This is a genomic window from Streptomyces sp. cg35 (assembly GCF_050410835.1).
GTDB lineage: Bacteria > Actinomycetota > Actinomycetes > Streptomycetales > Streptomycetaceae > Streptomyces.
On the sequence record NZ_CP191268.1, the window covers coordinates 6596950 to 6621763 of the forward strand.

General features: G+C 73.4%; 16 protein-coding genes. 10 read left to right on the forward strand and 6 right to left on the reverse strand.

From position 1 onward, the window contains the following. Positions 1–2 precede the first annotated feature (2 nt). Both gltB and ACQUQD_RS30140 read left to right on the forward strand, forming a co-directional pair. Entirely contained in the window at positions 3–4613 is a 4611-nt protein-coding gene (gltB, locus tag ACQUQD_RS30135) for a glutamate synthase large subunit (RefSeq protein ID WP_428955298.1), read from the forward strand. After that, positions 4606–6066, forward strand: a complete 1461-nt coding sequence (locus ACQUQD_RS30140; protein WP_428955299.1) for a glutamate synthase subunit beta — start codon at positions 4606–4608, stop codon at positions 6064–6066. Before gltB ends, ACQUQD_RS30140 begins: the two co-directional genes overlap by 8 nt. A 124-nt stretch (positions 6067–6190) precedes the next feature. Here ACQUQD_RS30140 and ACQUQD_RS30145 read toward each other — a convergent pair whose 3' ends face one another. Further along, the gene (locus tag ACQUQD_RS30145) at positions 6191–7105 is read right to left on the reverse strand and encodes a chitosanase (RefSeq protein WP_428955300.1); all 915 of its coding nucleotides are present in this window, start codon (positions 7103–7105) and stop codon (positions 6191–6193) included. Between the two features lie 58 nt (positions 7106–7163). After that, a complete protein-coding gene (locus tag ACQUQD_RS30150) occupies positions 7164–8078 on the reverse strand; it encodes a rhomboid family intramembrane serine protease (protein WP_428955301.1) in 915 nt (304 codons plus the stop codon). A 98-nt stretch (positions 8079–8176) separates the two neighbouring features. Between ACQUQD_RS30150 and ACQUQD_RS30155 the strand changes: the two genes are divergently transcribed. The 4 genes from ACQUQD_RS30155 (at position 8177) to ACQUQD_RS30170 (ending at position 11516) form a co-directional block, all read left to right on the forward strand. Further along, positions 8177–8737 carry a HutD/Ves family protein gene (locus ACQUQD_RS30155; RefSeq protein ID WP_428955302.1) on the forward strand — a complete coding sequence of 187 codons (561 nt, stop codon included), beginning with the start codon at positions 8177–8179 and terminating at the stop codon, positions 8735–8737. 88 nt (positions 8738–8825) lie between these two features. Further along, complete coding sequence (locus ACQUQD_RS30160) at positions 8826–9461, forward strand: TetR/AcrR family transcriptional regulator (protein ID WP_428955303.1); 636 nt, start codon at positions 8826–8828, stop codon at positions 9459–9461. Between the two features lie 143 nt (positions 9462–9604). Next, a complete protein-coding gene (locus ACQUQD_RS30165) occupies positions 9605–9808 on the forward strand; it encodes a cold-shock protein (RefSeq protein ID WP_005318814.1) in 204 nt (67 codons plus the stop codon). Positions 9809–9899: 91 nt separating this feature from the next. Then, positions 9900–11516, forward strand: coding sequence for a DEAD/DEAH box helicase (locus ACQUQD_RS30170; RefSeq protein ID WP_428955304.1), 1617 nt, complete (start codon positions 9900–9902; stop codon positions 11514–11516). Between the two features lie 114 nt (positions 11517–11630). Here the strand turns inward: ACQUQD_RS30170 and ACQUQD_RS30175 are convergent, their stop codons facing one another. Further along, positions 11631–12599 carry an SDR family NAD(P)-dependent oxidoreductase gene (locus ACQUQD_RS30175; RefSeq protein ID WP_428955305.1) on the reverse strand — a complete coding sequence of 323 codons (969 nt, stop codon included), beginning with the start codon at positions 12597–12599 and terminating at the stop codon, positions 11631–11633. A gap of 57 nt (positions 12600–12656) precedes the next feature. Then, a complete protein-coding gene (locus tag ACQUQD_RS30180; RefSeq protein ID WP_428955306.1) occupies positions 12657–13559 on the reverse strand; it encodes a tyrosine-protein phosphatase in 903 nt (300 codons plus the stop codon). A gap of 180 nt (positions 13560–13739) precedes the next feature. Between ACQUQD_RS30180 and ACQUQD_RS30185 the strand changes: the two genes are divergently transcribed. From ACQUQD_RS30185 to ACQUQD_RS30195, 3 genes are all read left to right on the forward strand, one after another. Continuing rightward, positions 13740–14492, forward strand: coding sequence for an SDR family oxidoreductase (locus ACQUQD_RS30185; RefSeq protein WP_428955307.1), 753 nt, complete (start codon positions 13740–13742; stop codon positions 14490–14492). Between the two features lies 1 nt (position 14493). Next, positions 14494–15429: an SDR family oxidoreductase gene (locus tag ACQUQD_RS30190; RefSeq protein ID WP_428955308.1), complete on the forward strand. Its 936-nt coding sequence runs from the start codon at positions 14494–14496 to the stop codon at positions 15427–15429. A 90-nt stretch (positions 15430–15519) separates the two neighbouring features. Next, the gene (locus ACQUQD_RS30195; protein WP_428955309.1) at positions 15520–18324 is read left to right on the forward strand and encodes a LuxR C-terminal-related transcriptional regulator; all 2805 of its coding nucleotides are present in this window, start codon (positions 15520–15522) and stop codon (positions 18322–18324) included. Between the two features lie 348 nt (positions 18325–18672). Here the strand turns inward: ACQUQD_RS30195 and ACQUQD_RS30200 are convergent, their stop codons facing one another. Beyond that, positions 18673–19578: a hypothetical protein gene (locus ACQUQD_RS30200; protein ID WP_428955310.1), complete on the reverse strand. Its 906-nt coding sequence runs from the start codon at positions 19576–19578 to the stop codon at positions 18673–18675. A 229-nt stretch (positions 19579–19807) separates the two neighbouring features. Here ACQUQD_RS30200 and ACQUQD_RS30205 point away from each other — a divergent pair, with 229 nt between their 5' ends. Next, entirely contained in the window at positions 19808–22936 is a 3129-nt protein-coding gene (locus ACQUQD_RS30205) for an endo-alpha-N-acetylgalactosaminidase family protein (protein WP_428955311.1), read from the forward strand. Positions 22937–23058: 122 nt separating this feature from the next. On the opposite strand, the gene ACQUQD_RS30210 is transcribed toward ACQUQD_RS30205, so the two are convergent. Then, positions 23059–24801, reverse strand: coding sequence for a glycoside hydrolase family 35 protein (locus ACQUQD_RS30210; protein WP_428955312.1), 1743 nt, complete (start codon positions 24799–24801; stop codon positions 23059–23061). Positions 24802–24814: the final 13 nt, after the last annotated feature.

Consider the following 24814-nt stretch of genomic DNA (forward strand, 5'->3'; position numbering starts at 1 on the left):
CGATGCGTACGCCGCGCCAGCCGTCCCAGCATTCCGCGAACGGCCAGAACTGGTCGCACATGGATGCTCGCCCTGCCGCCCAGGGCATGTACGACCCGCGCAACGAGCACGACGCCTGCGGCGTCGGCTTCGTGGCCACCCTCACCGGTGAGGCGAGCCACACGCTGGTCGAGCAGGCGCTCACAGTTCTGCGCAACCTGGAGCACCGCGGTGCCACCGGCTCCGAGCCCGACTCGGGTGACGGCGCGGGCATCCTGTCCCAGGTTCCGGACGCCTTCCTGCGCGAGTCGGTCGACTTCGACCTGCCCGACGCCGGTGCGTACGCCGTCGGTATCGCCTTCCTGCCGGAGAACGACACCGAGTCCTTCGTCTCGCAGCTCGAGACCATCGCCGGTGAAGAGGGCCTGAACGTCCTCGGGTGGCGTGAGGTCCCCGTCGCCCCGCAGCTGCTCGGCGCCACCGCCCGCTCGACGATGCCGGTCTTCCGGCAGATCTTCGTGGCGGACGCGGACGGTGCCGCGAAGGACATCGCGCTGGACCGCAAGGCCTTCGTCCTGCGCAAGCGCGCCGAGCGCGAGGCCGGCGTGTACTTCCCGTCGCTCTCCGCCCGCACCATCGTCTACAAGGGCATGCTGACCACCGGCCAGCTGGAGCCCTTCTTCCCGGACCTGTCCGACCGCCGCTTCGCCTCGGCCGTCGCGCTCGTCCACTCGCGCTTCTCCACGAACACGTTCCCGTCGTGGCCGCTCGCGCACCCCTACCGCTTCGTCGCCCACAACGGTGAGATCAACACCGTGAAGGGCAACCGCAACTGGATGCGCGCCCGCGAGTCCCAGCTCGCCTCCGAGCTGTTCGGCTCGGAGAAGCTGGAGCGGATCTTCCCGATCTGTACGCCGGACGCCTCCGACTCCGCCTCGTTCGACGAGGTCCTGGAGCTGCTGCACCTCGGCGGCCGTTCGCTTCCGCACAGCGTCCTGATGATGATCCCGGAGGCGTGGGAGAACCACGACTCCATGGACGCCGACCGGCGCGCCTTCTACCAGTACCACTCCACGATGATGGAGCCCTGGGACGGCCCGGCCTGTGTCACCTTCACCGACGGCACCCAGGTCGGCGCCGTTCTCGACCGCAACGGCCTGCGCCCCGGCCGCTACTGGGTCACCGACGACGGCCTCGTCGTCCTCGGCTCCGAGGTCGGCGTCCTCGACATCGACCCGGCGAAGGTCGTCCGCAAGGGCCGGCTGCAGCCCGGCCGCATGTTCCTCGTCGACACCGCCGAGCACCGCATCATCGAGGACGACGAGATCAAGGCCGGCCTCGCCGCCGAGCACCCCTACGGCGACTGGCTGGAAGCCGGCGAGATCGAGCTCTCCGACCTGCCCGAGCGCGAGCACATCGTGCACACGCACGCCTCCGTCACGCGCCGCCAGCAGACCTTCGGCTACACCGAGGAGGAGCTCCGCATCCTCGTCGCGCCGATGGCCAAGACCGGCGCCGAGCCGATCGGCTCGATGGGCACGGACACCCCGATCGCGGCCCTCTCGCAGCGCCCGCGCCTGCTCTTCGACTACTTCACCCAGCTGTTCGCGCAGGTCACGAACCCGCCGCTGGACGCGATCCGCGAGGAGCTCGTCACCTCGCTGCGCTCCTCGCTGGGCCCGCAGGGCAACCTGCTGGAGCCGACCGCCGCGTCGTGCCGTTCGGTCACCCTGCCGTTCCCGGTGATCGACAACGACGAGCTGGCCAAGCTCATCCACATCAACGCCGACGGCGACATGCCCGGCATGAAGGCCGCGACCCTGTCCGGCCTGTACCGGGTGAGCGGCGGCGGCGACGCCCTCGCCGCCCGGATCGAGGAGATCTGCGCCGAGGCCGACGCGGCCATCGACGCCGGTGCCCGCCTGATCGTCCTGTCCGACCGGCACTCCGACGCCGAGCACGCGCCGATCCCGTCGCTGCTGCTCACCGCCGCCGTGCACCACCACCTCATCCGCACCAAGGAGCGCACCGAGGTCGGCCTGCTGGTCGAGGCCGGTGACGTGCGCGAGGTCCACCACGTCGCCCTGCTGATCGGCTTCGGCGCCGCGGCCGTCAACCCGTACCTGGCCATGGAGTCGGTCGAGGACCTGGTCCGCGCCGGCACGTTCCTGTCGGGCGACGAGAACGGCGAGGCCGAGGGCGCGATCCGCAACCTGATCTACGCGCTCGGCAAGGGCGTCCTCAAGGTCATGTCCAAGATGGGCATCTCGACCGTCGCCTCCTACCGCGGCGCCCAGGTCTTCGAGGCCGTCGGCCTCGACGAGGCCTTCGTCGAGAAGTACTTCAACGGCACGGCCACCAAGATCGGCGGCGCCGGCCTGGACGTCATCGCCCAGGAGGTCGCCGCCCGCCACGCCAAGGCCTACCCGGCCTCCGGCATCGCCCCGGCGCACCGCGCCCTGGAGATCGGCGGCGAGTACCAGTGGCGCCGCGAGGGCGAGCCGCACCTGTTCGACCCGGAGACGGTCTTCCGCCTCCAGCACGCCACGCGCTCGCGCCGCTACGACATCTTCAAGAAGTACACGGACCGGGTGAACGAGCAGTCCGAGCGGCTGATGACGCTGCGCGGCCTGTTCAACTTCAAGTCCGAGGGCCGGCAGCCGATCTCGATCGACGAGGTCGAGCCCGTCTCCGAGATCGTCAAGCGGTTCTCGACCGGCGCCATGTCCTACGGCTCCATCTCGCGCGAGGCCCACGAGACCCTCGCCATCGCCATGAACCAGCTGGGCGGCAAGTCCAACACCGGTGAGGGCGGCGAGGACCCGGACCGTCTGTACGACCCGGCGCGCCGCTCCTCGATCAAGCAGGTCGCCTCCGGCCGCTTCGGCGTCACGTCCGAGTACCTGGTCAACGCCGACGACATCCAGATCAAGATGGCCCAGGGCGCCAAGCCCGGTGAGGGCGGTCAGCTGCCCGGCCACAAGGTCTACCCGTGGGTCGCCAAGACGCGTCACTCGACGCCGGGCGTGGGCCTGATCTCCCCGCCGCCGCACCACGACATCTACTCCATCGAGGACCTGGCTCAGCTGATCCACGACCTCAAGAACGCCAACCCGGCGGCCCGCATCCACGTGAAGCTGGTCTCCGAGGTCGGTGTCGGCACGGTCGCCGCGGGTGTCTCCAAGGCGCACGCGGACGTCGTCCTCATCTCCGGCCACGACGGCGGCACGGGCGCGTCCCCGCTCACCTCGCTCAAGCACGCCGGTGGCCCCTGGGAGCTCGGCCTCGCCGAGACCCAGCAGACCCTGCTGCTCAACGGCCTGCGCGACCGCATCGTCGTGCAGACCGACGGCCAGCTGAAGACCGGCCGCGATGTGCTGATCGCCGCGCTCCTCGGCGCCGAGGAGTTCGGTTTCGCGACCGCGCCGCTCGTCGTCTCCGGCTGCGTCATGATGCGCGTCTGCCACCTGGACACCTGCCCGGTCGGCATCGCCACCCAGAACCCGACGCTGCGCGACCGGTTCTCCGGCAAGCCCGAGTTCGTCGTGAACTTCTTCGAGTTCATCGCCGAAGAGGTCCGCGAGCTCCTCGCGGAGCTGGGCTTCCGCTCCATCGAGGAGGCCGTCGGCCACGCCGAACTCCTCGACACCGAGCGGGCGGTGAACCACTGGAAGGCGCAGGGCCTCGACCTGGAGCCGCTGTTCCACGTCCCGGACCTGCCCGAGGGCGCCGTCCGCCACCAGCTGATCACGCAGGACCACGGCCTGGAGAAGGCGCTCGACAACGAGCTGATCAAGCTCGCCGCCGACGCCCTCGCGGCCCAGGACCAGGCCGACGCCCAGCCGGTGCGCGCCCAGGTCGCCATCCGCAACATCAACCGCACGGTCGGCACCATGCTCGGCCACGAGGTGACGAAGAAGTTCGGTGGCGCGGGCCTGCCCGACGACACCATCGACATCACCTTCACCGGCTCGGCGGGCCAGTCGTTCGGCGCGTTCGTGCCGCGCGGTGTCACGCTGCGCCTGGAGGGCGACGCCAACGACTACGTCGGCAAGGGCCTGTCCGGCGGCCGCATCGTGGTCCGCCCGGACCGCGGCGCCGACCACCTCGCCGAGTACTCGACGATCGCCGGCAACACCATCGCGTACGGCGCGACGGGCGGCGAGCTGTTCCTGCGCGGCCGCACCGGCGAGCGCTTCTGCGTCCGCAACTCCGGTGCCACGGTCGTCTCGGAGGGCGTGGGCGACCACGGCTGCGAGTACATGACCGGCGGTCACGCGGTGGTCCTCGGCGAGACGGGCCGCAACTTCGCGGCCGGCATGTCGGGCGGCATCGCGTACGTCATCGACCTGGACACCGACAACGTGAACGGCGCGAGCCAGTCCGCGGTCGAGGCCCTGGACGACACCGACAAGCAGTGGCTGCACGACGTCGTGCGCCGCCACGTGGAGGAGACCGGCTCCACGGTCGCCGAGAAGCTGCTCGCCGACTGGGACGCCTCGGTGGCCCGCTTCAGCAAGATCATCCCCAGCACGTACAAGGCAGTGCTCGCCGCCAAGGACGCCGCCGAGCGAGACGGTCTCTCCGAGACCGAGATCACCGAGAAGATGATGGAGGCGGCGACCAATGGCTGATCCCAAGGGCTTTCTCAACCACGGGCGCGAAGTCGCCAGGACGCGTCCCGTCGGCGAGCGCGTGCAGGACTGGAACGAGGTCTACGTTCCCGGCTCGCTGCTCCCCATCATCAGCAAGCAGGCCTCGCGCTGCATGGACTGCGGCATCCCGTTCTGCCACAACGGCTGTCCGCTGGGGAACCTGATCCCCGAGTGGAACGACTTCGCGTACCGCGAGGACTGGTCGGCGGCGCAGGAGCGGCTGCACGCCACGAACAACTTCCCGGAGTTCACCGGCCGCCTGTGCCCGGCTCCGTGCGAGTCGGCGTGCGTGCTCGGCATCAACCAGCCGGCCGTCACCATCAAGAACGTCGAGGTGTCGATCATCGACCAGGCGTGGGACCGCGGCGACGTCGCGCCCCAGGCCCCGGAGCGGCTCTCCGGCAAGACGGTCGCGGTCATCGGCTCGGGCCCGGCGGGCCTGGCCGCCGCCCAGCAGCTGACGCGGGCCGGTCACACGGTCGCCGTCTACGAGCGCGCGGACCGCATCGGAGGACTCCTCCGCTACGGCATCCCCGAGTTCAAGATGGAGAAGCGCCACATCAACCGCCGCATCGAGCAGATGCGCGCGGAGGGCACCAAGTTCCGTACGGGCGTGGAGATCGGCCGTGACCTCGACGCCGCCAAGCTGCGCAAGCGCTACGACGCCGTGGTCGTCGCCGCCGGCGCCACGATCTCCCGCGACCTGCCGGTCCCGGGCCGTGAGCTGAACGGCATCCACTTCGCGATGGAGTACCTGCCGCTCTCCAACAAGGTGCAGGAGGGCGACTTCGTGCAGCCCCCCATCACCGCCGAGGGCAAGCACGTCGTCGTCATCGGCGGCGGCGACACCGGCGCGGACTGCGTGGGCACCGCCCACCGCCAGGGCGCGGCCTCGGTCACGCAGCTGGAGATCATGCCGCGCCCCGGCGACGAGCGGAACGCGGGTCAGCCCTGGCCCACCTTCCCCATGCTCTACAAGGTCACGAGCGCGCACGAGGAGGGCGGCGAGCGGGTCTACTCCGTCTCCACCACCCACTTCGAGGGCGACGAGGACGGCAACGTCCAGTGGCTGCACCTCACCGAGGTCGAGTTCATCGACGGCAAGCTGACGCCGAAGCCGGGCACGGAGCGCAAGATCCCCGCCCAGCTGGTCACCCTCGCGATGGGCTTCACCGGCACCGACCAGGAGAACGGCCTCGTCTCCCAGTTCGGCCTGGACCTCGACGAGCGCGGCAACATCGCCCGCGACGGCGACTTCCAGACCAACGTCCCCGGCGTCTTCGTCGCCGGTGACGCGGGCCGCGGCCAGTCGCTCATCGTGTGGGCCATCGCGGAGGGCCGCTCGGCCGCCCGCGGCGTGGACCGCTTCCTGACCGGCGCCTCGGAACTCCCGGCGCCGATCCGCCCGACGGACCGCGCCCTCATGGTGTGACGCCCCGTCCCTGAACGTCCCGTACAACGGCGTACGGAACTGAGCGCGACGCTCGCCCTAACTGTCCCCGACCGGACGCCTGGGCGGGCGTCGCGGTGCGTCCGGGGCCGGGGGCTACGGGGGGCTACGGCACCCGGAACGTTTCTCCATAGACCTGCCACGTCAACGGCGTCTTCAGCGACAGGTTCCCGTCGTAGAGGAACTGCCGCTGGGCCGTGTCGACGCGCGAGGTGTCGATGTCCTGCTTCCGCTCCTTCATCGCCTTGCGCCGGAGGTCCAGGAAGATGTCCAGGTACGCCTTCTCGCCGCCGCCCTGCGACGGGGTGTCGGCCTCCTTGATCGCGGCCTCGCGCAGGCCGTAGAAGCCGGTGGGGCCCGTGCCCGGGCCGTGGAAGACCATCGCGTCGTAGTACACGAACTGGCCGAGCGTGCCGAGGCCGTCGAGTTTGGCGAGGCGGACCGCCGGGTCGAAGTAGACCCGGTCGCGCTCCTCGTCCTCGGCCCTGCGGAAGGCCGCCACCTTCGCCTCCGCCTTCCAGGCCTCGGTGAACCCGGGGTCGAGGCCCTCGTGCGAGTCCGAGCCGTCGACCTTGCGCAGGGCGGGCAGGTAGCGGGCCAGGCCGTTGTCCGGGTGCGCCTCGGTGTAGCGCTCGACCAGGGTGAGCAGGTCGTGGGTGCCGGTGCAGAAGCCGATGATGCCCGCCGTGTAGCCCTGGCCGTCGCCGATGTCCTCGATGTAGCCGTACTGGCCGCGCCAGTCGAGCGTGGAGTTCTCGGCGCTGGCGACGATCTGCTGCGCGAGTTCCTTCTTGGCGGGGGCGGCGAGGCCGGGCGGCAGGTCCGCGATCAGCTCGTCGTCGGCCTTGCGCTCCGCGGCCGACTTGCCGACCTGACCGGGCTGCGCGGACGCCGTCGCCGACGTCCCGGGGCCGCCGGACGCGTCGTCGTTCTTGCCGTCGGGGGACAGGAAGAAGACCGCCGCCGTGGCGACAGGGGCCACGGCGAGGAACGAGAGGACCAGACAGCCTGCGCGCTTCATGCGGGACAGGGTAAGCGGCCGCCGTCACGGCCGAGTTGTGGACCCCGCACCGCTCGCGCTAGGCGAGCGCCGCCACCTTCAGGGCGGCCAGCGCCACCAGCAGCACCACCACCGCCCCGCACACCACTCCTTGCACCGGCCCCCGCCGCTCCCGCGGCGCGTACACGAGCCCCACCGTCACCAGGCCGCCGGTGAGCAGGCCGCCCAGATGCCCCTGCCACGACGTGAACCCGGCCGAGATCAGCATCCACAGCAGGAAGTACGCCATGAACTGGTTGACCTGGCGCATGTCCGCACCGATCCGCCGCGCGATCACGTAGTACGCCGCACCGAGCCCGAAGACCGCGCCGGACGCGCCGACCGTCGGGGTGTCCGGCGCGATCAGCAGGACGACGACCGAGCTGCCGAGCGCGGACACCAGATAGAGCGCGAGATAGCGGACGCGGCCCAGCTGGGACTCGACGATCCGGCCGAGGTTCCACAGCGACCACATGTTCAGGGCGATGTGCAGGACCCCGAACACGCCCTCGGTGGGCGGCATATGAAGGAACGCGCCGGTCAGCAGCCGGTACCACTCGCCCGCGGCCACCCCGTCCGCGTGGAAGTCCGAGGGGTAGCTGTCCTGGAAGACGTAGCGCGCGCCGTCGGGGCCGACCAGGCCCTGGCCCAGCATCTGCAGCCGCTCGACGATGCCGGGGCTGATCACCTCGCCCAGGTAGGCGAGGACGTTCACCGCGATGAGCGCGTACGTCACCAGCGGCACGGCCGATATCCGGCCGCCGGCCACCGTGCGGGCCTGCCGCACCGAGCGGCTCCCCTCGCGCACGCACTCCGGACAGTGGAACCCGACGGACGCCTCGCGCATGCAGGCCGGGCATATGGGCCGTTCACAGCGGACGCAGCCGATGTGCGTCTCGGTGCCGGCGTGCCGGTAGCACGTCGGCGTCGTGGCGGACTGAGAGGTGGGCTCCACGGCCGGCTCCTGAGGTCATCAACGTAGGGCGGCGAACAACATAGCCACCCCCGGCGGGCCTGGTCGGAGCGGGTGCGCCCGGCGTACCCTCGGCGCTCATGATCGACACCGCCGTACGCCTGCTGCCCGCCGCCGACCGCACCGCCGTCGCCTGGAAGAACGGCGGCGGAGTCACCCGCGAGATCGCCGGAGCCCCGCAGGGCGCGGGCACGGGCGACTTCCGCTGGCGGGTCAGTCTCGCGGAGGTGGCCGCCGACGGGCCGTTCTCCGCGTTCCCCGGCGTCGACCGGACGCTCACCATGGTCGAGGGCGACGGCATGGAACTGACCGTCGGCGCCGCCGCCACCCTCGTCGACTCCCCTTACGAACCAAGGGACTTCGCGGGCGACGTGCCCACCGGCTGCCGGCTGCTCGGCGGGCCCGTCGTCAACTTCAACGTCATGTGGCGGCGCGACGCCCTCGCCCAGCCCCCGTCCGTCGCCGTCGTCCGCGGCCGGCTGCCCCTCGCGCCGGGCCCCTCGCTCGTCGTCGCCCTCACCGAGGCGGGCGCGCAGGTGGCGGGGCGGACGCTCGGCCGCCACGACGCCGCCCTCGTGACCGCGGACGGCGCCGTGGACCTGTACGCGACGGGGCCCGTCGCCGTCGTCGGCGGAGTGTGACGCGCCTCGCGCCATGACCGGGGCACGCCCGCGGCGCCGCCAGGAGGGGCCGGGGCTGCTCGCCGCGCCGACGGACCACAATGGGGGCGTGCCCACGAACAAGGAGCCCCAGGTGACCAAGAAGCCCCCGTCGGCGAAGGCCGCCGCGTCGCCCGAGCGGCGCCGCGAGATCCTGGCCACCGCCGCCGAGGTCTTCGCCGCCCAGGGTTACAACGCCACCACCGTCCGTAAGATCGCCGACGAGGCGGGCATGCTCGCGGGCAGCCTCTACTACCACTTCGACTCCAAGGAATCGATGCTGGAGGAGATCCTGCGCACCTTCCTCGACGAGCTGTGGTCCGGCTACGACGCCGTCCTCGATGCCGAGCCCGGCCCCCGGCAGACCCTGGAGGCCCTCGTCACCGAGTCCTTCCGGGAGATCGACCGGCACCGCGCCGCCGTCGCGATCTACCAGAAGGAGGCCAGGCAGCTCGCCGTGCAGGAGCGGTTCGAGTTCCTCGCCGAGTCCCAGCGCAGGTTCGAGAAGACGTGGCTGACGACCCTGGAGCGCGGCGTCGCGGACCAGGTGTTCCGCGCCGACCTCGACATCCGCCTCACGTACCGGTTCGTGCGCGACACCGTCTGGGTGGCCGCCTCCTGGTACCGGCCCGGCGGACAGCACAGCCCCGAGGAGATCGCCCGCCAGTACCTGTCCATGGTCCTGGACGGAATCGCGGCCCGGTGAGAGGGCGTGCTAAGGTCTCCGTGTTGCAGTTTTGGTACCCATAGACTTTATGTGCGCCTGACGGGAATGTTCCTCAGGCGCATTATTGTTTTGCCGGGGCATTCTCGGAATGGGGGGCTGCTACCTGTTTCAAGGAGAATTACATGGCCACCGGTACCGTGAAGTGGTTCAACTCGGAAAAGGGCTTCGGCTTCATCGAGCAGGACGGCGGCGGCGCCGACGTCTTCGCCCACTACTCGAACATCGCCACCTCGGGCTTCCGTGAGCTCCAGGAGGGCCAGAAGGTCACGTTCGACGTGACGCAGGGCCAGAAGGGCCCGCAGGCGGAGAACATCCTCCCCGCCTGATCGAGCATCACCGGGCCGGGGTCCGCACCTTCACGGTGCGGGCCCCGGCTCATGCTGTCCCCACCCCCGGAGTCCCCGGAAGGCATGCCGCATGGCCAGCTCGTCCCGCCCGTCCCGCCAGCGTTCCCCCCGTCCCGCCGGGGCCGGAAGGCGCCGCGCCCCCGAGCAGCAGCGCAGGCAACAGCCCACGCCGCCGCGCGAGTTCACCATGCCGGAGAACACCACTCCCGCGCTGCCCCCGGTCGACAGCTTCGCCGAACTCGACATGCCCGCCGCCCTGTTGAAGACCCTGGGCGAGCAGGGCGTCACCGAGCCCTTCCCGATCCAGGCCGCGACGCTGCCCAACTCGATCGCCGGCCGGGACCTGCTCGGCCGCGGCCGCACCGGCTCCGGCAAGACCCTCGCCTTCGGCCTCGCGCTGCTCGCCCGCACCGCCGGCGCCAAGGCCGAGCCGAAGACCCCGCTGGCGCTCGTCCTCGTCCCCACGCGCGAGCTCGCCCAGCAGGTCACCGACGCCCTCACCCCGTACGCCGGCGCGCTCCGGCTGCGCCTGGCCACCGTCGTCGGCGGCATGTCGATCTCCCGGCAGGCCGGCCAGCTGCGCCGCGGTGCCGAGGTCGTCGTCGCCACCCCCGGGCGTCTGAAGGACCTCATCGAGCGCGGCGACTGCGCCCTCGACCAGGTCCGGATCACGGTCCTCGACGAGGCCGACCAGATGGCCGACATGGGCTTCATGCCGCAGGTCACCGCGCTGCTGAAGCAGGTCGCGCCGGGCGGCCAGACGATGCTGTTCTCGGCGACCCTCGACCGGAACGTGGACCGGCTGGTGCGGCAGTTCCTCACCGACCCCGTCGTGCACTCGGTCGACCCGTCCGCAGGCGCCGTCACGACGATGGAGCACCACGTCCTGCACCTGCTCGACGAGACCGACAAGAAGGCCGTCACCGCGCGCATCGCCGCCCGTGAAGGACGCGTCATCCTCTTCGTCGACACCAAGCGCTCCGCCGACCGGCTCGCCAAGCGCCTGCTGGCCAGCGGCGTGCTCGCCGCGCCGCTGCACGGCGGCCGCAGCCAGCCGCAGCGCAACCGCACCCTGGAGCAGTTCAAGGACGGCCGGGTCACCGCGCTGGTCGCCACGAACGTCGCCGCGCGCGGCATCCACGTCGACGACCTCGACCTGGTCGTCAACGTCGACCCGCCCACCGAGCACAAGGACTACCTGCACCGCGGCGGCCGTACGGCCCGCGCCGGCGAGTCCGGCAGCGTCGTCACGCTCGTGCTGCCCGAGCAGAAGCGCGACGTGCAGCGCCTGATGCGGGACGCCAAGGTGCAGCCCCGCACCACCCAGGTCCGGTCCACGGACGAGGAGCTGGTGGCGATCACCGGGGCGCGCGAGCCCTCCGGTGTGGCCGTGACCATCGCCGTCCCGGAGCCCACCGCCCCCGCGGCCGCCGCCAAGCCGCGCCGTTCGCGCCGCTCGCGCGGCGGTGGCTCGGGCAACGGCGGCAGCGGCGCGGGCCGTGCCGCGGGCGGCGAGGGGCAGCGCTCCTCGCAGGGCGGCCAGCGGTCCGCGCAGGGCGGCCAGCGTTCCTCTCAGGGTGCGTCCGGCGGCCGGCGCCGCTCGGGCACCGGCGCGGCGAACGGCTCCACGGCCGGCGGCAACCGCCGTGGCCACGGCCCGCGCGGTCCCCGCAGGGCCGCGGCCTAGGGGCTGTCCGGCGGGTCAGGCCGCGTCCGGGTGGCCCGTGCTGGTCGGCGTGCCGGGCCCCGTGCCCGCGACACGATCCGCCGGACAGGCCCTGGCGCTCGAACGCGGGCCCGGTCAGGCGAAGGCGTCCACGCCGGTCAGGTCCGCCGACAGCGACCACAGCCGGGCCGCCGCCTCCGGGTCCCGCGCCCAGGACTTGACCCCGCCGACGAGCATGTCCTCGGCGGTGTCCGGCACGGACTCGGCCAGGTCGCAGTCCTGGCAGTACGCGCCGCCGTACCCGTCCAGCACCGGCGCGGTGGCCGCCCAGACGGTGGTCGCCGCGCCCTGCTCCGGCGTCTTGAAACCGGGCCGGGGCGCGCCCGTCTCCGTGACCCAGCCGCGCCCGGCCCACTCCTCGCGCGGAATGTGCCGTTGCAGCGGGGTCAGGATCGACCCCGGGTGCACGGCGTACGCACGCAGACCGCTCGCCGCGCCGAGCCGGTCCAGGTGCAGCGCGAACAGGGCGTTGGCCGTCTTGGCCTGACCGTAGGCGAGCCAGCGGTCGTAGCCCGTACGGAAGTCGAGGTCGTGCCAGCGGATGCCGGTCAGGAAGTGGCCGGAGGACGAGAGGGCGACGACGCGCGCACCGTGCGGGGACAGCGCCGGGCGCAGCCGGTTCACCAGGGCGAAGTGGCCCAGGTGGTTCGTCGCGAACTGGTACTCCAGGCCGGGTCCCACCCGGGTCTCGGGGGCCGCCATGACCCCGGCGTTGGTGATGACGAGGTCCAGGGTGCGGCCCGAGTCGAGGAGGCGGTCGGTGCAGGCGCGGACGCTCTCCAGGTCCGACAGGTCGAGCGCGGCCACCTCCGTGCCCCCGATACCGCGCAGGGCCTCGCGCGCCTGGTCCGGGCGGCGCGCCGGCACGATGACGCGGGCTCCCGCCGCGGCGAGCGCGCGGGTCGTCTCCAGGCCGAGGCCCGAGTAGCCGCCGGTGACGAGGGCCGTCCGCCCGGTGAGATCGATCCCGGCGACGACCTCGGCCGCCGTGCTGTGCGCCCCGAACCCGCTGCCGATCCTGTGTTGTCGCGTGCTGCTGGTCATGCCCGGGACATTAGGAGTTGGAGCGCACACGAGGGCAAGTGACGCCGGGCGTCCGGGTCAGTGCACGAGCCGGGCCCGCAGCAGCCCGGCCGTACGCCGGTCGACCCCGAGGCCCTCGGCCGCGTACCGCCGCAGACCGCCGTACTCGCGGCGCACCTGGCCGAGGGCCGCCGCGAGGTAGTCGGTGCGCACTTCCTGGAGCGGGATCAGCAGATCCGGGTTCCGCATCGCACCGGACTGCCGCAGGCTCTCGCGGAGCCGCGCGTCGTAGGCGGCGCGGAAGGTGTTGGACGCCAAGTAGTCGGCCACGGCGGCGCGTTCGGGCACGCCGAGCAGGCGCAGCAGCACGTAGGTCGTCCAGCCGGTGCGGTCCTTGCCGGACGTGCAGTGGTACAGGAGCGCGTCCCGGCCGCCGTACGCGATGTCGTGCAGGGTGGCCGCGAACCGCCCGCGGTTGTCGGCGCTGGAGACGAACATCGGGTACACGCTCCGCATGAACGCCGCCGCTTTCCCGTTCCCCAGCATCTCCTCCTGCCGGGCCGGGTCGCCGGAGCCGATGGCGGCGAGGATCTGCGCGTACAGCCCGTTGTCGGTGACCGGGCGGGAGATGCCGGCCACGCCCGCGGGCAGTCGGTCCGCGCCGTCGTACTGCACCTCCAACGGCACCCGGAAGTCCACGGCATGACGCAGTCCCAGTTCGCCCAGCGTCGTCAGATCGGCGTCCGTGAGCTTGCTCAGCGCGTCGGCGCGGTAGACGAGCCCGTGGCGGACCCGGCCGCCGGGCGTGCGGTGGCCGCCGATGTCGCGGACGTTCACCGCGCCCTGCAGCGGGATGTGCCGGATCGGCGGTGTGCCGGACAGGGCGGCGGCGGCCGGGGCGACCGCCGCCGCGGCGGCCGTGCCGAGCGCGGCACCGATCAGGGTCCGGCGGGACAGGGCGGTGCTGTGCGTGCCTGGCATACGTGAACTCCCTTGTGGAGGGCTTCAGGAGCGGGGTGGTGGCGGCGAACGAGGGGTTCGGCTACCTTTCCACCTAACGTTTGTTTGGTACGCGATCGCGCTCGACGGTAGCAGGCGGCCGAGGCCTGCGGAACGGGCCGGGAAGGGCCCAGAAGACCGGGAGGGTCAGGAGGAGGGGGCATGGGGCAGGGGCCGGACCTGAGCGGGAGGGTCGTCGTCGTCACGGGCGGCACCCGGGGGGTGGGGGCGGGGATCGCGGGCGCGTTCGTGCGGGCCGGGGCGCGGGTGCTGGTCTGTGCCCGCCGGCCGCCCGAAGATGCCTTGGACGGCTGCGAGTTCGTCCCCGTCGACCTGCGCGACACCGTGGCCGTGGGGGAGGTGTTCGCGGGGCTCGACCGGGTGGACGTGCTGGTGAACAACGCGGGAGGCACGCCGTACCGGCTGCTCGGCGACACGGACGCCGAGCGCCACGCCCGCGTGATCGAACTGAACCTGACGGCGCCGCTCACCGCCTCGCTCGCCGCCCGCGAACGGCTCGCGGCGGCGCGCGGCTCGATCGTGATGATCGGCAGCGTCAGCGGGACGCGCCCCTCGCCGGGCTCGGCGGCGTACGGGGCGGCGAAGGCGGGCCTGGAGAACCTGGCGCGGTCCATGGCCGTGGAATGGGCGCCGGACATCCGGGTCAACACCCTCGTGCTCGGCATGGTGCGCACGGAACTCTCCGCGCTGCACTACGGCGACGACGACGGCATCGCGGCGGTGGGCGCCACGGTGCCGCTGGGCCGGCTCGCCGAGCCCCGCGAGATCGGCGACGCCGCGGTGTTCCTGGCGTCGGACGCGGCGGCGTACATCACCGGGGCGAGCCTGCTCGTGCACGGCGGCGGCGAACGCCCCGCGTTCCTGGATGCGGCAACGGTCAACAAGGAGGCGTGAGATGACGGACGCGAAGCCGGTCGGCGGCGGACTGTGCGCGGGGCGGGTGGTGGCCGTCACCGGCGCCGGACGCGGGCTGGGGCGCGCGCACGCCCTCGCCTACGCGGCCGAAGGCGCGAAGGTCGTCGTGAACGACCTCGGGGTGGGCCTCGACGGAGCGCCCGCGCCGGACAGTCCCGCCGCTCACGTCGTCGAGGAGATACGGGCGTCGGGCGGCGAGGCGACGGCGCACGGGGCCGACATCGCCACCTCGGAGGGCGCCGCGTCCCTCGTCGCCGCGGCCGTCGACACGTACGGGCGGCTCGACACGCTGGTGAACAACGCCGGGTTCCTGCGGGACCGGATGCTGGTGAACCTGGCCGAGGACGACTGGGACGCCGTGATGCGGGTCCACCTCAAGGGGCACTTCCTGCCGCTCCAGCAGGCCGCCGCGTACTGGCGGGCCGAGGCGAAGGCGGGCCGGACGGTGACGGCCAGGGTCGTCAACACCTCGTCCGGAGCGGGTCTGTTGGGGTCGGTCGGGCAGGGCAACTACAGCGCGGCCAAGGCCGGGATCCTCGGGCTGACGCTGGTGGCCGCCGCCGAGATGGGGCGGTACGGGGTGCAGGTCAACGCGATCGCGCCGGCCGCGCGGACCCGGATGACCGAGACCGCGTTCGCCGGGACGATGGCCGCCCCGGGGGGCGGGGAGTTCGACGCGATGGCGCCGGAGAACGTGTCGCCGCTGGTGGTGTGGCTCGGGTCCGGGGCGGCCAGTGACGGGGTGACCGGCCGGGTCTTCGAGGTGGAGGGCGGCCGCATCACGGTGATGGAGGGGTGGCGGCCCGGGCCGACCGTCGACAAGGCCGAGCGGTGGACCCCGGCGGGAGCGGGCGGCGCGGCACGGGAACTGCTGGCCCGCGCCGAGACCCCGGGAAGCGTCTACGGGGCGTCCTGAGCGGCGGGCCGCGAAGACGTGGCGGCCCATCGCGCCCCGCGGCCCCGCCGCCGATGGCCGGGTGCCCTCGCGGAGCGCTAGCTTGAAGAGGTGGAGGCCGAGCGGTTCGTCGGGCGCGGGGACGCGCTGGCCGTGCTGGAACGCGCGCGCGGCGCCGCCGGACTCGGGGCGCCGCAGCGGGTGCTGATCGAGGGCGCGGCCGGTGTCGGCAAGACGGCGCTGGTGCATCGCTTCCTCGGCGACATGCCCCACGTGCTGCACGCGAGCGGCGAGGAGGCCGAGACCGGCCTCGCGTTCGGCGTGGTGGAGCAGTTGCTCGGCGGACGCGCCGGGCGGGCGTGGACCGATCCGGTCGAGGCCGGGGCCGCGCTCCTCGAAGCGGTCGACGAGGCGCAGGAGGCCGGGGACGCGGGCGCCGTGGCGCTGGTCGTCGACGACGCGCAGTGGGCCGATCCGGCGTCGCTCACCGCCTTCGCGTTCGCCGTGCGCCGGCTGCGGGCCGACCGGGTCGTCGCGCTGGTGGTGGCCCGCGACGTGCAGCACGGCGGGGTCCCGGAAGGGGTGCGGCGACTGTTCACGTCGGCCGGCTGCGTACGGGTCGGGCTCGGCGGGCTCGACCCCGGCGAGCTGCGCCGGCTGGCCGCCCGGGCGAAGGGCCTGCGGCTCACCGCCCGGGCCGCGACCCGCCTGCACGCGCACACCTCCGGGAACCCGCTGCACGTCCTCGCCCTCCTCGACCAGGAGGGCCCGGCGCTGGTCGACGCGCTGGAACGCCCCGACGTCACACCCCCGGCCCCGAAGTCGTTCACGGCCCTGGTCCTGGACCGCCTCGCGGCCTGCGGCGCCCCGACGGAGCGACTCGTCAGCGCGGCAGCCGTCCTGGGCGCGCACTGCACCCTCACGGCGGCGGCGCGGATCGCCTTCGGGGAACCGCCGGGCCCGGCCGCCTCCGCCCCGCGACCGGCGGCGGACCGGCCCTCCACGACGGCGCTGGCTGCATGGGAGGAGGCCGTCGACAACGGCCTCCTCGACGTCCGGCCCGGCACCGACGGGATCCGCTTCCCGCACCCCTTGGTGCACGCCGCCGTCTACCACCGCCTGGGCCCCGCCCGCCGCGCCGCACTCCACGGCGCCGCGGCCGGCACCGTCCCGGACCGCGCGGCCGCCCTCCGGCACCGGGCCCTCGCCGCCACCGGCACCGACGACCGGCTCGCCGACGAACTGGCCACAGCAGGACGGGAGTTCGCCGCCGACGGAGCCTGGGCGTGCGCGGCGCGCCACCTCGCCGACGCCGCCCGGCTCAGCGCACGCCCGGACCGCCGCGAACGATTCACCCTGGAGTCCGTGGAGTGCGGGCTGCTCGCCGGCGACATCCCGGACGTCGCCGAAGTCGCCGCGCACATAGCCGAGTTCGCACCGAGCGGCTGGCGGAGCTATCTGCTCGGACGGCTGCTCCTGTTCGACCTCGGCCGGGCCGAGGCCCTGCTCCGGGACGCCTGGCGCCGCTGCGACCCGGCCCGCGAACCCGTCCTCGGCGCCCGCGTCGCCGGACAGTTCGCCGCCCTGTGCGGGAGCACGGCACGCGGCGCCGAGATGGCCGAATGGGCGGAGACCGCGCTGCGGCTCGCCCCGCAGGACACCGCCACCGACATGATCCGGTACCTGCGGCTGAGCGGCCTGGCGATGAGCGGCGGCGCGGCGGCGGCCCTCGACGGGCTCGGCCCGCTGCCCGACCCGGCCGTCGCCACCCCCGCCCAGCTGGAGGAACTCCTCGGCCGCGGCACCCTGCGCGAGATCACGGGCGATCTCCCCGGCGCCGTACAGGACCTGACCGCCGTCCACGCGAGCAGCCGGAGCCGCGCCGCCTCGTTCCGCGTCGTCACCGCGACGTGCCTGGCCTCCGCCGAACACGGCATCGGCGCCTGGGACGACGCCCTGGCCCACACCGACCAGGCCCTCACCCTGGCCGCCGACACCGACCAGCCGCACATCGCCCTGTACTGCCGCATGCTGGCAGCCCAACTCCACAGCGCCCGGGGAGAGTTCGCCAAGGCCGAGGCGCACGCCCGGGTCGTCGCCGAATACGCGCGCCTCGGCCACGCCCAGCCCGTCCTGTGGTCCGCGCTCGCCGAGGCCCACCTCGCCCGCGCCCGCGGCCGCCACGAGGAGGTCGCCCTCGCCCTGGAGCCGCTGCCGGGGCTCGCCCGCCGCGGCGACATCGAGGAGCCCGGACCGACCCCGTGGCGGGACCTGCTCGCCGACGCCTGGAGCGCACTCGGCGAGGACCGGCGCGCCGCCGCGGCCCTCGCCCCGTACGAGGTGATCGCCGTCCGGCGCGGCCACCACGGCGCCCTGCTGCGCGCCGCCCGCGCCCGCGGCACCCTGGAAGCGGCCCGCGGGGACAACCCCGCCGCCGACCGGGCCTACCGCGCCGCGCTCAAACAGGCCCCGCACGTCGCGGCCCCCTTCGACCGGGCCCACGCCCACCTCGCGTACGGCGCCTTCCTGCGCCGCACCGGGAAACGGACCCGCGCCGCCGAGCAGCTCGGCACGGCCCGCGACCTCCTCGCCCGGCTCGCGGCACGGCCCGATCTGGAGCGCTGCGAAAGGGAGTTGGCGGCCTGCGGCATCGACCCCGGCGAGCGCCGGGAACGCGGCGCGGGCGCCGCCGCGCTGCTCACCCCGCAGGAGCTGGCCGTCGCCCGGCACGTCACCGCGGGGCTCACCAACCGGCAGGTCGCCCGCGAACTCGTCATCAGCGTGAAGACCGTCGAGTACCACCTCGGCCGCATCTACGCCAAGCTCGGCGTCGACTCCCGCACCCGCCTCGCCGCCCGCCTCGACCGCAGCCGGCCGGGCCGCAGCCCGCAGGACGCGGACCGGGGAAGTCCCTAGGCCGCCTCCCGGGGCGCCGGGCAACCGCGGCGCCCTACGGTCGAAGTGCCCGGACGCACCACCACGGGGGCCACGGGGGATCCAGGGGGATCCAGGGGGGAGATCCCCCCACGGTCGTGGGACGGGCGCACGGCGGCCCCGCGCCGTCGTCGGCCGCCACCGCCGGGAACCGGGCCGCCGCCCCGGACGGCCCGGCCGTGAAAGCACCGTCACGCGCCGCGCGGCAGCGTCCCGCCTCGGCCCTCACCCCGGGGCACACCCGGACGACGCACAGCATGTCGGCGCCCCTGCCTCCCGAGTCCGGGACTCCGCCGGCCGGGACGGCTTCGGCGGACCGCGAGCCGCCCCCTACGTGTCGCACTCCAGGACCGTGCGGCACAGTCCGCACCGCGCCCGCACCCGCCCGCGCACGGGCACCCGGATCCGCTGGTGGCACGTCGGGCAGGGGAACGCCACCCGCAGCCCCGACCGCCCCTGCGGCCCGGTCGCCGAGAACGAGTACGGCCCGGCCGGCGCGGGCCCGTGCGGGCCGTGGTCCTGCGCGTAGCGGCGGTCCTTCGCGTACCGGCGCCGGCCCGCCCAGCCCGCCGCGGTCAACGGCGGCTGCTGCTCGTCGCGCCGCGCCTGCGCCAGACCCTTGGTGTACGCCGTGTACGCCTGCGCGCTGGTGAACCACGTCTCCGGTGCCTCGCCGAACGCCAGCGACCGCTTCGCCAGTACGTACCCGAACTCCTCCGGCGTCAGATAGCCGAGCTTCTGCGACGACGCCGCGTCCTCCCGGTACGCGTCGAGCAGCAGCCAGCCCGCGCCCAGGTACGTCGCGGCCGTGTCGGTGAGGATCTCGTTGTCCCGCGTCCCCGGGAACGACAGGCCGAGCCGGTGCAGATACACATGCATGACCTCGTGCGCCAGCGCCGCCCCGATGTCCCGGCGATGCGTACGGAACCGGTCGTTCAGCTCGATGAAGTACTCGGGCCCCGCGGCCAGTTCGACGCTCGCCGCGTGCTGCATCTCCCGGAAGCCGACGATCATGCGCGCGTCCGGCAGGTGATAGTGCCGCACCATCTCGCGCGCCACCCGCTGCGCCCCCAGGTGCAGATCGTCCTGGTCGCCGAAGGCCACGTCGGCGGGGACGACACTCGATGCGAAGGTGTGCACCGTGTCGTAGGAGAGGCGCTTGTACAGCGCGGTGATCGCCGACCGCACGGTCTCCAGGTGCGGATAGCCGTGCACCACCGGTCCGCCGTTCGCCACGCGCGCACCCCCTGGGGCCGCCGGGCCGTGTTCCCCCGGGGCCCGCCCCCGGACCCGGCGCCTCCAGAGTAAGGCCGCCCGCCTCCGGCACCAGACCCCCTCACGGGCGGTCCGGCCGCCCCTGCGCGTCCGTTAGTCCAACACCTGTCCCTCCTTTGTCCATGGGCGCCCTCGCCCCACGCGGCGCATCGTGATCGACACGCCGAACCGCCGCGAGAAGGAGTGCGCCGTGCCCCCCACAGGCCAGCCGAAGCCGCCCACCGGTCCCTCGAGAGGCCATGACGGGCCCAGCCGCAGGGCCGTCGTCGCCGCCGGCGCCGCCGCGGGCACCACCCTGACGCTCGGCCTCGCCGGCACCACCACCGCCCGCGCCGCGGACACCGCCGGTACAGCCGCCGTGCTCCGCTCCCGGGACCTCGACGTCCGCGTCGCCACCGCCTTCCCGGCCGTCGTCTCCTACACCGACCGCGCCACCGGAGCCGTCCTGCACGCCCAGCCCGACCCGGTCACGACCGTCCTCGTCGACGGCGTCGAGCACACCCCGAAGGTGACGTCGACGGCCGGTACCGACCGCGCCGACTACCGGCTCGCCCTCGACGGCGGCACCACCATCGACGTACGCATCACCGTCGAGGGCTTCCGCGTCGACTGGCGCGTCACCCGCATCGCCGACACCGCCGCACTCCGCGTCGGCACCCTGCAGATCCCCGGCCTCGCGCTGCTGTCCGTCCGCAGCGACCAGCCCGGCGCCGCCCTCCTCGCCGCGAAGGTGCAGCTCGACAAGGCCAAGAGCGGCGACACCCTCGTCACACCGAAGGCCGACAGTCCGGCCGAAGCACCCACCGGCTGCGCCTACGCCGTCGTCGCCCACGACACCCTCGGCGGCGCCGTCGAGACCAACACGGTCTACGACAAGCCCGACACCGCCGCGGGCACCACCTGGGAGAACGGCCGCCTGTGGCGCGAGACCGTCCGCGGCGACGGCCACACCGCCGCCCGCCTCACCCCCGGCCAGTGGACGCACCGCGCCGCCACCGCCCCCGTCGACGCCACCGAACCCCTCCCGTACGCCACCGTGATCGTCACCGGTGACCGGAACGGCGACGGCACGGTCGACTGGCAGGACGCCGCGATCGCCTTCCGCGACATCGCCGTCACCCCGCGCGGCGCCGACGAGCAGCACCTGCGGGTCGTCCCGCACATCCCGTTCAACTTCGCCTCGCAGGCCACCAACCCGTTCCTCGCGACCCTCGACAACGTCAAGCGCATCCACCTCGCCACCGACGGACTGCGCCAGTACACGCTGCTCAAGGGCTACCAGTCCGAGGGCCACGACTCCGCGCACCCCGACTACGCGGGCAACTACAACACCCGCGCGGGCGGCCTCGACGACCTCAACACCCTGGTCCGCGAGGGCAAGAAGTGGAACAGCGACTTCGGCGTGCACGTCAACGCCACCGAGTCCTACCCCGTCGCCCACGCCTTCTCCGAGACCCTCGTCGACAAGGCGGACGAGCAGTGGGACTGGCTCGACCAGAGCTACCGCATCGACCAGCGCCGCGACCTCGTCTCCGGCGACATCGTCCGGCGCTTCGCCGACCTGCGCCGCGACACCGACCCGGCCCTGAACACCCTCTACATCGACGTGTTCCGCGAGTCCGGCTGGACCTCCGACCGCCTCCAGCGCACCTTCCGCGAGCAGGGCTGGAACATCACCACCGAATGGGGCCACGGCTTCGAACGCTCCGCCCTGTGGTCGCACTGGGCCACCGAGACCGACTACGGCGCCGACACCTCGCGCGGCATCAACTCCCGGCTGATCCGCTTCATCCGGCACCACCAGAAGGACGTCTTCGCCGACAAGTGGCCCACCCTCCTCGGCGTCGCCCGCATGGGCAACTTCGAAGGCTGGGTCGGCAAGACCGACTGGACCGCCTTCTACCGGCTCATCTGGACCCACTCGCTGCCCGCCAAGTACCTCCAGGCGCAGCCCATCAAGGCGTGGGGCGACCACGACATCACGTTCTTCGGCGCCACCCGCACCAGCGTCAGCGACGCCACCGGCACCCGCCGCATCACCACCGACGGCCGCCTCGTCTACGACGACGGCACCTACCTGCTGCCGTGGGAACCCCGCAACGCCACCGACCCGGCGAAGCTGTACCACTACAACCCCGAAGGCGGCAGCAGCAGTTGGCAGCTCCCGCGCGCCTGGACCGGCCTGTCGCGCGTCGCCCTGTACCGGCTCACCGACCAGGGCCGCGTCTTCGTCGCCCACGTGCCCGTCGCCGGCGGCAAGGTCACGCTCCGCGCCGACGCCGACCAGCCGTACGTCCTCTACCGGCGCCGCACCGACCTGGACCGCGACCCCGACTGGGGGCAGGGCACCCCGCTCCACGACCCCGGATTCCACTCCGGCTCCCTGGCGGGCTGGCAGGTCACCGGCCCCGCGGCCGTCGCACTCAGCGACCTCGGCGACCACGAACTCCTCATCGCGCCCGGCGCCGCCGCCACCGTCTCCCAGCGCCTGTCCCGCCTCGCCCCCGGCAGCTACGTCGCGTCCGTCCAGGTCGAGGTCGGCGCGACAGCGGGGGAGCGGCGCAAGGCTTCCCTGGAGGTGCGCACCGCCGACGGCGTCACCGCCACCAACTGGACGGACACGTCCACCGCCGTCAACCACGTCGCCGCCGACCGCAAGCACGACACCCGCTTCCAGCGGATGTTCACGTACTTCACCGTCCCCGAGGGCGGCGGCCCCGTCACTCTCACCCTGCGCGCGGACGCCGGCCGGGCCCGCGTCCGCTTCGACAACGTACGCATCGCCGCGGCCGTGCGGCCCACCGTTCCCCGGGACGTCCTCGCCGCCGAGGACTTCGAGCACGTACCGCAGGGCTGGGGCCCCTTCGTGAAGGGCGACGCCGGCGGCTCCACCGATCCGCGCACCCACATCGCGCAGCGGCACGCGCCCTTCACGCAGCGCAGCTGGAACGGCAAGGCCGTCGACGATGTCATCGACGGCACCCAGTCCCTGAAGTCCCGCGGCGAGAACACCGGCCTCGTCCACCGCACGGTCCCGCACACCGTCCGCTTCCTGCCCGGCAAGCGGTACCGGGTCCGCCTCCGGTACGCGTGCGAGCTGGCCGGCCAGTACGCCTGGATCACGGCGGTCGACGAGCCGCAGCCGCGGGAGCTGGACCGTAAGGACCTGCCCGTCGCGACCCAACCGGCCACCCTCACCTACGAGTTCACCGCGCCCGCGCAGGGCGAGGCGTGGGTCGGGCTCCGCAAGACCGGGGACGACGGCACGGCCGAGTTCACCCTGGACGCGTTCGAGGTGACCGAGCTCCAGGGGGCCTGAACGCGTGCCCGTCCGCCGGGTGCGCATCCAGGGGCGCCTGGAACTGCGCTGCGGGCCACGGCGAAAGCCGCACCCGCCGCCCCACCGCACCCGGCGGACGAACAGGCGCCCCCGGCCCCGCCTCAGCGCAGCCGCACGCCCGGCTCACCCGCCCGGTCCACCTCCAGCACCCACACCTCGTTGACCCCCTCCCGCAGCACAGGCCCGGGCACGAACAGGGCATCCTGCGGCCCGGCCGCCCAGTACCGCCCCAGGCAGAACCCGTTCACCCACACGAACCCCCGCGTCCAGCCCGGAAGTTCGAGCGAGGCGTCCCCGGCCCCCGCCACCTCGAAAGACCCCCGGTACAGGCCCCGAAGCCCGTCGCCCGGCGGCACGGACGGCAGGGACGCCACCCGCTCCGGCACGAACGCGTCCAGGCGCAGCCCCCTGGCCCGCACCCCGTGGACGTACTGCCGCTCGTGCAGCAGCCCGGTGGTGATCCCCTTCGGCTCGCCCGTGCGCGGCCCGTAGTTGACCCGGCCGAGCGACTCCACCCACAGCTCCACGCGCGCGTGCCCGGCGACAGGCTCCGCGAGCACCGGCTCCTCCTCCGTGAGCACCCCGGCCCGCTCCCCGTCGACGTACACGACGGCGAGGTCCCGCAGCCCGCTCGCCCGCAGCGGATACGGCTTGCGCGGCCCCGGCACCGTCACCGCGTACCGCACCAGGCCGCGGTCCACGTCCAGCGCCTCGAACGACGGCGGCACGGCGTGCTCCGTCTCCGGCCCGCCCAGCGCCTCCAGCACACCGTCCAGCGGCGTGAACGCGGTCAGCCCGGCCGTGACCGGCGCGGCGAGCGCCGCCGGCGGTTCGGGCACCTGGGGCAGCGGCCCGTCCGCGTACCGGCCGAGGATCTCCCGGAACAGCCAGAACTTCTCGGTGGGCCGGCCGAACTCGTCGATCGGCGCGTCGTAGTCGTACGACGTGACATCCGGCTCCAGCGGCCCGTCGTGCAGCCGCCCGCCCCGGTTCGCCCCCGCCCAGCCGCCGAAGCTCGTCCCGCCGTGCGCCATGTACAGGTTCACCGAGGCCCCGCACTCCAGGATCTCCCGCAGCGCCTCGGCCGCGTCCCGCGGATCGCGCACGACGTGCTCGGCGCCCCAGTGGTCGAACCAGCCGCACCAGAACTCCATGCACATCAGCGGCCCCTTGGGGCGGTGCCTGCGCAGCGTCGCGAAGCCCTCGCGCGCGTGGGAGCCGAAGTTCGCCGTCGCCAGCATCCCCGGGACCGTACCGCCCGTCAGCATGTGGTCCTCGGGCCCGTCCGAGGTGAACAGCGGCACTGTCACACCGAGTTCGACAAGAAGGTCCGCAAGGGCCCGCAAGTAGAGGCCGTCCGAGCCGTAACTGCCGTACTCGTTCTCCACCTGCACCATGATCACCGGGCCGCCCCGGTCGATCTGCCGCTCCGTGATGTACGGCAACAGCACCCGGAACCAGCGCTCCACGGACGCCAGGAACTCCGCATCCCTGGTCCGGATCCGCGCCCCCAGCGGGCCCGTCACCCAGTGCGGCAGCCCGCCGTTCTCCCACTCGGCGCACATATAGGGACCCGGCCGGGCGATCACCCACAGCCCCGCCTCCCGCGCCGCGTCCAGGAACCGGCCCACCGCCGCCACGTCGTCCACCTCGCCCGGCCGCGGCTCGTGCAGATTCCACGGGACGTACGTCTCCACACAGTTCAGGCCCATCGCCTTCAGCATCCGCAGCCGGTGCGCCCACTGCTCCTCGTGCACCCGGAAGTAGTGCAAGGCACCCGACAGCAGCCGCACCGGCCTGCCGTCCACCTCGAAGTCGTCCTCGCCCACCCTGAACTCGGCCATCACGTGCTCCTCC